Annotated in this window: 6 protein-coding genes and 1 tRNA gene; 1 reads left to right on the plus strand and 6 read right to left on the minus strand. The window is 52.6% G+C overall.

Features of this window, described 5'->3' with window-relative positions; all coding sequences use genetic code 11:
• Positions 1-90 precede the first annotated feature (90 nt).
• The 5 genes from ACMHXE_RS15400 to ACMHXE_RS15420 all read right to left on the minus strand — a co-directional run bounded on the left by ACMHXE_RS15400 (position 91) and on the right by ACMHXE_RS15420 (position 5,459).
• A complete protein-coding gene (locus ACMHXE_RS15400) occupies positions 91-987 on the minus strand; it encodes a chemotaxis protein (RefSeq protein WP_101057499.1) in 897 nt (298 codons plus the stop codon).
• Between the two features lie 75 nt (positions 988-1,062).
• Entirely contained in the window at positions 1,063-2,580 is a 1,518-nt protein-coding gene (locus ACMHXE_RS15405) for a phospholipase D family protein (RefSeq protein ID WP_101057501.1), read from the minus strand.
• An 84-nt stretch (positions 2,581-2,664) separates the two neighbouring features.
• Entirely contained in the window at positions 2,665-3,126 is a 462-nt protein-coding gene (locus ACMHXE_RS15410; protein ID WP_101057503.1) for a dual specificity protein phosphatase family protein, read from the minus strand.
• A gap of 88 nt (positions 3,127-3,214) precedes the next feature.
• Positions 3,215-3,784 (minus strand): methylated-DNA--[protein]-cysteine S-methyltransferase, encoded by a 570-nt coding sequence (locus ACMHXE_RS15415; protein WP_229839818.1) that lies wholly within the window; start codon positions 3,782-3,784, stop codon positions 3,215-3,217.
• Positions 3,785-3,890: 106 nt separating this feature from the next.
• Positions 3,891-5,459 carry a DNA-3-methyladenine glycosylase 2 family protein gene (locus ACMHXE_RS15420; protein ID WP_101057504.1) on the minus strand — a complete coding sequence of 523 codons (1,569 nt, stop codon included), beginning with the start codon at positions 5,457-5,459 and terminating at the stop codon, positions 3,891-3,893.
• Positions 5,460-5,836: 377 nt separating this feature from the next.
• Here ACMHXE_RS15420 and ACMHXE_RS15425 point away from each other — a divergent pair, with 377 nt between their 5' ends.
• A complete protein-coding gene (locus tag ACMHXE_RS15425; protein WP_286995607.1) occupies positions 5,837-7,678 on the plus strand; it encodes an ABC transporter ATP-binding protein in 1,842 nt (613 codons plus the stop codon).
• 375 nt (positions 7,679-8,053) lie between these two features.
• On the opposite strand, the gene ACMHXE_RS15430 is transcribed toward ACMHXE_RS15425, so the two are convergent.
• Positions 8,054-8,129: transfer RNA gene (locus ACMHXE_RS15430), tRNA-Ala, on the minus strand.
• Between the last annotated feature and the right edge of the window lie 17 nt (positions 8,130-8,146).

Raw genomic sequence — 8,146 nt, forward strand, 5'->3', positions numbered from 1 at the left:
TTTTTAGCGGATGAAACCACTAATGTCTAGCTTTGAAGCCTATTTGTGTCGTCTGGATAACCCTGAAAACGCATTTTGGCAACAGCAATGTCATTTTTGACTATCTTGTGCAATTTGCGCGCCTCTGAGCATGGCATCAATAAGTTCGTGGGCATCGAACTTGGTCAGAGCTTCGTTGGCACCCACCTGGTGCGCCTGACTAACGCTGATTTCACTGGAAAGCGAGGTATGCAGAATAATATATGCGCCGGCGAGTGCCGGTTTGTCTCTCACCTCAAAAGCGAGTTCATAACCATCCAGCCCCGGCATTTCGATATCGCTCACCAGGAGATCCACAGGGCGTTTTTCGGCCGCAGCCTTTTCCATGATAGCCAAAGCCTGAGCACCGTTTGAGGTGACTTCATAGGGGATATTTATGGAGTCCAGCGCATCGGACAGTTGCTTTCTGGCTACTTTGGAGTCGTCCACCAGCAAGATCCGCAGTGGTTTCAACCTTTCCCTTTGTACATCGGTCAGCGTGGCCACACTCTGAGCCGCAATCGGGAAAATCTTTGACAGCAGCAACTCAACATCCAGCAGCTGCACCAGCTTATTGTCGTAACGGGTCACTCCGGTGAGATAGGCATTGCGTCCCAGGTTATCCGGCGGTGATTCAATATCACGCCAGTTACATTCGAGGATCTTGTCTATACCGCGAACCAGAAAGCCTATCTCCATCCGCTGGCAATCTGTGATGATAATAAAACAGCTCTTGCGCTCCTCTGCCGTGACCGGGCGATAACCAACGGCCGCCGCCATATCCACCACAGGAATGGTATGTCCTCTGAAGTTTACCGCCCCCATCACAGCCGGATGAGATTGGGGGATCTGGTTTAGTGGCATATAAGGCACCAACTCTCGGATCTTCAGGGTACCTATAGCAAACAGCTGGCTTGCCGACAGATGAAACAGCAGCAGTCCCTGAGATTGATTGGCCTTACTCTTCATAACAACACCATTACAGACAATAAGTTAAACGCTTCAGGATAACACAGGCCAGGGATCTTGGTGGCCAGCTGCAATTCACAATTGCGATTCAATAGGCAAAAGGCTGAGAATATCGGCACTGAGGCGGCGCCAGAAACCGGCGGCGGGCTCGTTATAGAACACCTCTTGTTTGGCATCGTCATGCCACACCAGCTCATCCTCCTCCAGCGCCAATCGGTAAGCATTACGCAGTAAGGCGCCGCCCAGTTGCTGCTGAATATGTTCAGCCAACTTGGGCTGATGTAGCAAAATTCCCATTTCAGTATTGATCCAGGCAGAGCGGGGATCAAAGTTGAATGAGCCAACAAACACCTCTTCATCGTCCAACACAAAGGTTTTGGCATGCAAACTGGTGCGTGAACTGCCACGCCATGCCGACGGCTTATGAGCGGGATCGGCCTTCACCTCATAGAGCCTGACACCGGCTTCCAGCAGTTGCCGACGATACTTCTTGTAGCCGCCATGCACGGCCACTACATCTGTAGCAGCCAGGCTATTGGTCACCACAGTAACCTCAATACCATTGGCTACCGCCTGTGCCAGAGCATCGGCCCCTTTGGATGTGGGCACAAAATAAGGCGAGATGATCAGTATGTTGTTTTCAACCTGGGACAGAAAACGACCGATATCAGCCAGCATCCAACTTTCGGGCTCGGCACTGCGCAGCTTATCGGGCGGATCGAACAACACCTTGGCTTCGCCCCAATACCAGTCGAGTTGCTGCTGCTTCATATTGGCGATCAACTGACTCTGTAACAAGCGTTGATAATAAGGATGATCCTGCATCGCCTGCTGCTCCTGCCGCATCTTGGCATCGGCCTGCAACAGTTTTTCCCGGGTCATACGCTTGGGTAGCAGTTGCTCAAGCGGAATAGTCAGCGGTGCATTCCAATAAAGATCAAACTGTTCAGAGATAACAGGTATCGCCTCGCCTATGGTAAGCAAGTCAAAGTCACCGAACTCAAGTTCATCGTTAGCGGAAAAATACTCATTGCCTATATTGCGCCCCCCCACCACTGAGACCATATTGTCCACTGTCAGCGACTTATTGTGCATTCTGTGGTTCAAACGGGCAAAACCGAACAACCAGGACATGCCTCTGAAGGTGCGGGAATAAACTGGGTTATAGAGGCGAACCTGAATATTGGGATGATGATTCAAGGCCGCCAGCCCAGATTCGAGCGGCGCGCTGGTAGTATCATCCAGCAACAGCCTCACCCGCACCCCGCGCTCAGCAGCTTCCAATAGTTGCCAAACCAAGGTTTTACCGGTTTCATCGGCCCGATAGATATAATACTGCAGATCGATACTGCTCTGGGCACTGCGGATAAGCGCCAACCTGGCAATGAAGGCATCGACACCTTCAGCCAAGGGTAGTACGCCCGTCTGCGATGGGTGGACGGACAATTGAGGTTCCAGATAATCCAGCAAGACAGAACTCTCCGGCGTTGCCAGATAGCTGGAGTCGCTGTAAGCGGGATCCCGTGTCGGTGCCGAACTGCAAGCGCTAAGCAAGGACAAAAGAACCAGCAATATTCCAAACTGTGGCAACATTTTGAATATTCTTCGAAATAGTGAAGAGTATTCAAGCATTAATTCGTTCCGGGATCCAGCATTCCCGCCTCCGGCTTTCGCATGTTATTCCTGCAAAGCATAGAGCACATCGAACACAAACTGGTCCCAACCATGGGAATCAAAGGCCGCATCGGCCACCGCACGAATACGGGCAACGGCATGCAGCGGCGCCACGCCATGCTCCATCAAGTAGTAGGCCAACAACAGGCAGGTTCGGTTTTGCCCCGACTCACAATGTACCAATACCCCTAGCCCGGCTGCACGCTGGCGCTGGATAAAGTCGAGCGCCTTGGGTAACTGCTCGACGCAGCGCCGCAAATCGGCATCCAGCGGTGCTTCTCCACTAGGTAAAGGGATACAGGCAAACTCAAATTGCGACTGAGGCCAATAGGCCGCCACATTATCAGCCAAGGAAAGAACAGCGCCTATCCCGGAGCGCTGCAGCTCATCGAAATCCCAGTTCTGGCCTACTGGCCCCCGGCTTCCTGCCAACTCTCCCTCTTCCAACCAAAAGAGTGGTTGCATCTGTGTTTTCCTCAGTAATACGCAACTTTTGCTTGGCTTCAGAATACCCCAAATCGATAGAGAATTTCGTTGATTTATGCCAAAAAGGTTAACTGGGGCGGCCAGCTTCCAAGTTCAGCAATTGCTGCTTCATGGCGAGCCCCCAAGCATAGCCGGTCAACCTGCCATCCTTGCCTATGACTCTGTGACAAGGCACGATGATCGCTATCGGGTTGGCACCATTGGCAGTGCCGACAGCGCGGACCGCTTTCGGGTTATCAATTTTTACGGCCAGCTCACCGTAACTGGTAAAACTGCCATAGGGCAACCCCACCAACGCCTGCCAAACGGTACGTTGGAAGCGTGTCCCCTTGGGAGCCAACGGCAGCTCGAAGACCTGTCTGGCTCCGGCAAAATACTCCAGGAGCTGGCTCTTGGTCTGCGCCAATATCACCTCAGCCCGCGCCTTTTGCGCTGCACTCGCGCTCACCAGCGTTATCCGGCGCTCTCTGTCATCCCCTGTCAAAACCGACAGGTGGGACAGCCCATGAGGCCCCGCAGCAAGCCATAGCCGGCCCACAGCCGAATCCATGATGAGCTCCGCCACCGGCAGCAATTCTGCTGCTGGCCACTCTTTACTCAGCGATACGGCCAAGCTCGGTTTATCTTGTGTATTCATAGGATTAATCCCTTGATTTTATGGCTTTTGAATAGGTGTTTGACTCTGATGCCTGTCACCTTTGCAACCCATATCCGAGCTCTTCATTCATTGCTATTAATGGGTTCTATGCCGACTGCCAAAGTTGCAGAGTAAGATAACTGCCCCAGGGCGACGCGGCTTCAGTAACACCTTGCAGTAACGCTTGGTAATGGGCCGCACTTTTCTTGCCTTTGTGCTGAGCAACTGCACCTTGTGTAGCCGAATCCGGGTTAATTTGAGCCAAGTTCCCGTTAACCTCGGTCGAGATTGCCGTTTCACCAAGCAGCGTGAGCAGACGCTTACGGATTATCAAGTCGCCGCCGAGCAACACATCAGGATCCGACAACCCGCGCATTCTGGCGTAGGCTATGGTCCAAGGGCCAATCCCTTTCAAACTGAGCCAAGCCTCGGGCTCGGTATCACCATGCTCAAGCTGAAAACGCGCCAACTCAGCCAATGCCGTCTTTCTGCTTGCGGGCATTTTCAACTCGTCAAAGTCCGCCGCCAACATGCTTTCGGGCTCGGGAAAGAAGCTAATTTCCCGCCCGGCGATAACTCGCCTCTCACCTCTGGCTGCCACCAACTGCCCCAACAGTTTTGTGGCTTGGGTAACGCTGACCTGCTGGCCCAGAACAGCCCGCACACCGGCTTCAAACAGAGAGCCTGCTGCCGGTAGCCTCAGCCCCGGCTCCCAACCAAAGGTGGAGTCTGCCAGTGTGATAGGTTGCAACACTTGCTCAACCTGCTGCATATCAGCGTCGAGATCCAATATCCTTCTTATCCGATTGACCAATACCGGCAACAAGCTAAGCTCGGCGCCCTCTTCCAATGCCAGGGTAACTGCGACTCTATTTTGCGAGGCCTGCAACTCGGCAAAAAACCAAGCTTTGAACCCGCCTTTGTCGCTGTTGAGTAACAGGCTGCGACCATAGCCCTGACGGCCATTAAGTTCAAACCACTCCATTCCTGTTACCGCCCGCAGGCGATAGAAATCAAGCAACGCTTGCCAGGCATATGGCGGCCGGTAACTCAAAAACAGTTGCATCCTGTTACTGTCGTCCATTTGCGTATCAGCGCTGCGTCTGAGCGCCGACGGGGTAAGCTGCAGCTGACTCTGAAACACTTCGTTGAAGCGACGAATGCTCGTGTATCCCGCAGCCAAAGCCACCTGCGTGATAGGGAGCCGGGTTTGGTGCAGCAGCTGCTTGGCAAACATCAACTGCTGAAACGCAGCGTATTGCTTGGGAGACAGGCCCAACGCTTCGACAAACAGCTTGCGCAGATAACGACTGCTGATCCCGAGGCGCTGTGCCAAGTGCTCGACACCTTTCGCCGACTCGCCGCTCAAGGCGCCCTGCTCTATCAGGGTTACTGCCCGCTCCAGCGTGGTTCTCGTGCCTTTCCAAGCACAGGAGCCTGGGGCACTTTCCGGACGACAACGCAAACAGGGGCGCAAACCTTGATTTGCCGCGGCGGCGGCCGAGAAAAAGTATTCGACATTTTCCTCTTTTGGCGCCACTGCCGGACAGATAGGCCGGCAATAGATACCCGTCGTCTTCACCCCGATAAAGAAGCGGCCATCAAACCTGGGATCGCGGCTAAGTCTCGCCCGGCGACAGGTGTCGGTGCTGAGCTCGGTAAAAATCGTCATCATCTGTTTCGCTATTGCGGGGTATCCTGAATGCAGGTTACCCCGCGAACACAGGTGAAACCAGCGGAAAACGGAACTTAACCCCGAGGTTAGATAAGTCCAACTTCGACACGCGCCTGCATGCCTTCAGTCAGACACCTTGAACACCAGGCCACTCTCTACAAAAAGAGCCCCGCAAGAGGACTTATTCGCATCCTCCCGAAATCCAAGCCGTTGTTGCTGATTAATAGCTGCCCTGCCGGTAAAAATTGGTTATGCTGGAACGGTTTGAATAAAAATCACTCCTGATCCGCAAGGCCCTGTGTCTGCTCGCATAACCGGGCAAGGATCAATCTTTGCCAAGAGATATATCGCCCATAACAGTTTGCCAAGAGAAGCCCATGATAAAGACGTTATTTTCCCGCTTTGAACGCTGGACGGATCCACTGCCGGATATAGAACCGTCTCCGCCACCCAAAGGGCTCTATGCTTTTTGCCGCCACTACACCAAAGGGTTCGAGCGACCGCTGATATTGATGTCAATATTGACCGCGATTCTGGCCATGCTGGAAGTGTCACTGTTTGGCTTTATGGGCCAATTGGTTGACTGGCTGGTAGACAAGGATCCACAAACCCTGCTGCAGGATGAAGGACTCAAACTACTCGGCATGACCTTGCTGGTACTCGTGCTCTTGCCTGTACTCATCTTGCTGCACGCCTTGATTGTCTACCAAAGTCTGCTGGGCAACTATCCGATGGCTATCCGCTGGCTGGCGCACAAATACCTGTTGAAACAGAGTGTTTCCTTCTATCAGGACGACTTTGCCGGCCGCATAGCCACCAAGGTGATGCAAACCTCTCTGGCGGTGCGGGAAACCGTGATGAAACTCTTGGACGTGCTGGTCTACATAATGGTGTATTTCACCTCCATGTTGGTGATGATAGCCAGTGCCGATATGCGCTTGATGCTGCCCATGTTGGCATGGCTTGCCATCTATATCGGCCTGCAGTGGTATTTCGTGCCCAAGCTGAAAGCCGTGTCTACCGAGCAGGCCGATGCCCGCTCAACCATGACGGGTCGAATCGTCGACAGTTACACCAATATTGCCACGGTCAAACTTTTCTCCCACACCCAGCAGGAAGCCGAATACGCTCAGTCGAGCATGAAAACCTTCCTGGATACCGTGCACCGGCAGATGCGCCTGGTCACCGGAATTAATGTCAGTGTGCAGCTGCTGAACTATTTCCTGGCCTTTAGCGTAGCCGCCGTATCCATCTGGCTCTGGAGCGACAGTGCCATCAGTGTCGGCGCCATAGCGATTGCCGTCAGTTTGGCTCTGCGCCTCAACGGCATGTCGCAATGGATAATGTGGGAAATCAGCTCACTGTTTGAAAATATAGGGACAGTGGCCGATGGTATGAGCACCCTGTCCAAACCCACCCGCATTCTGGATGCCGAAGATGCCAAAGCCATTTTAGTTGAGCAAGGGCAAATCGATTTCGATAAGGTCAGCTTTCACTATGGAGAACAGAGCGGCGTGCTGGAAGGCCTGGATTTACAGATTAAGCCAGGTGAAAAAGTCGGTCTGGTGGGGCGCTCGGGTGCCGGTAAGTCCACCTTGGTCAATCTGCTGATGCGTTTTCATGATGTGGAAAAGGGAAGAATTCTGATAGATGGTCAGGATATACGTAAAGTCTCCCAGGATTCGCTGCGCTCACAGATAGGCATGGTGACTCAGGATACCTCCTTGCTGCACAGGTCCATCAGAGAAAATATTCTTTATGGTCGTCCCGATGCCACTAAAGAGGAACTGGAGCAGGCGATCATCAAGGCCCAGGCCAGTGAGTTTATCGCCTCTTTGACAGATCCGTCGGGGAATACCGGGCTGGATGCCCAGGTGGGTGAACGGGGTGTCAAATTATCCGGCGGTCAAAGGCAGCGTATTGCCATCGCCAGGGTGTTATTGAAAGATGCGCCAATCCTGATCCTGGATGAAGCCACCTCGGCACTCGACTCGGAAGTGGAAGCGGCAATTCAGGAAAGCCTCTATCAATTGATGGAAGGAAAAACCGTTATCGCTATCGCTCACAGGCTATCAACCATAGCCGCCATGGATAGATTGATAGTACTGGATCAGGGCAAAGTCGTCGAACAAGGCAGCCATCAGGAACTGATCCGCAGCAAAGGGATTTACGCCCAACTGTGGGCCCACCAAACAGGCGGTTTTATCGGTGTAGACTGAGATATCTTTACCGCCCCGCTTTTCAGCATAGAAAAACACTCCAGGAAGCCATCGCGGCTTCCTGTTTTTTTAAGCCTTCCATATAAAGAAGCACTCACCTTGACTAACTGTGACTTGGTTACTCAAGTAACGACTTTTTATTCAAGTAGTCACTCAATGGGTATCGGGGCAAAACAATCTGGCGTATCGGTTAATAAGACCTGAGCCCAATAAGAGCTGCATTTTGGGGACACTTCTAGATACATGGTTGGATAAATACTCTAACAATCCCATTCGGGGTTAGAGAGTGCTGTTTTCGATAGGAAGCAAACGTTGAAGGACAGATAACAAAAAACCACCCTAAGGTGGTTAGTGTTTCTCTTGAAGGAGAATCTTTGGTGGAGCTAGACGGGATCGAACCGTCGACCTCTTGCATGCCATGCAAGCGCTCTCCCAGCTGAGCTATAGCCCCGAAATTCTGTCAAAAAC

Source organism: Shewanella sp. BJSY2023SW007 (assembly GCF_047314525.1).
Taxonomy (GTDB): Bacteria; Pseudomonadota; Gammaproteobacteria; order Enterobacterales; family Shewanellaceae; genus Shewanella; species Shewanella chilikensis.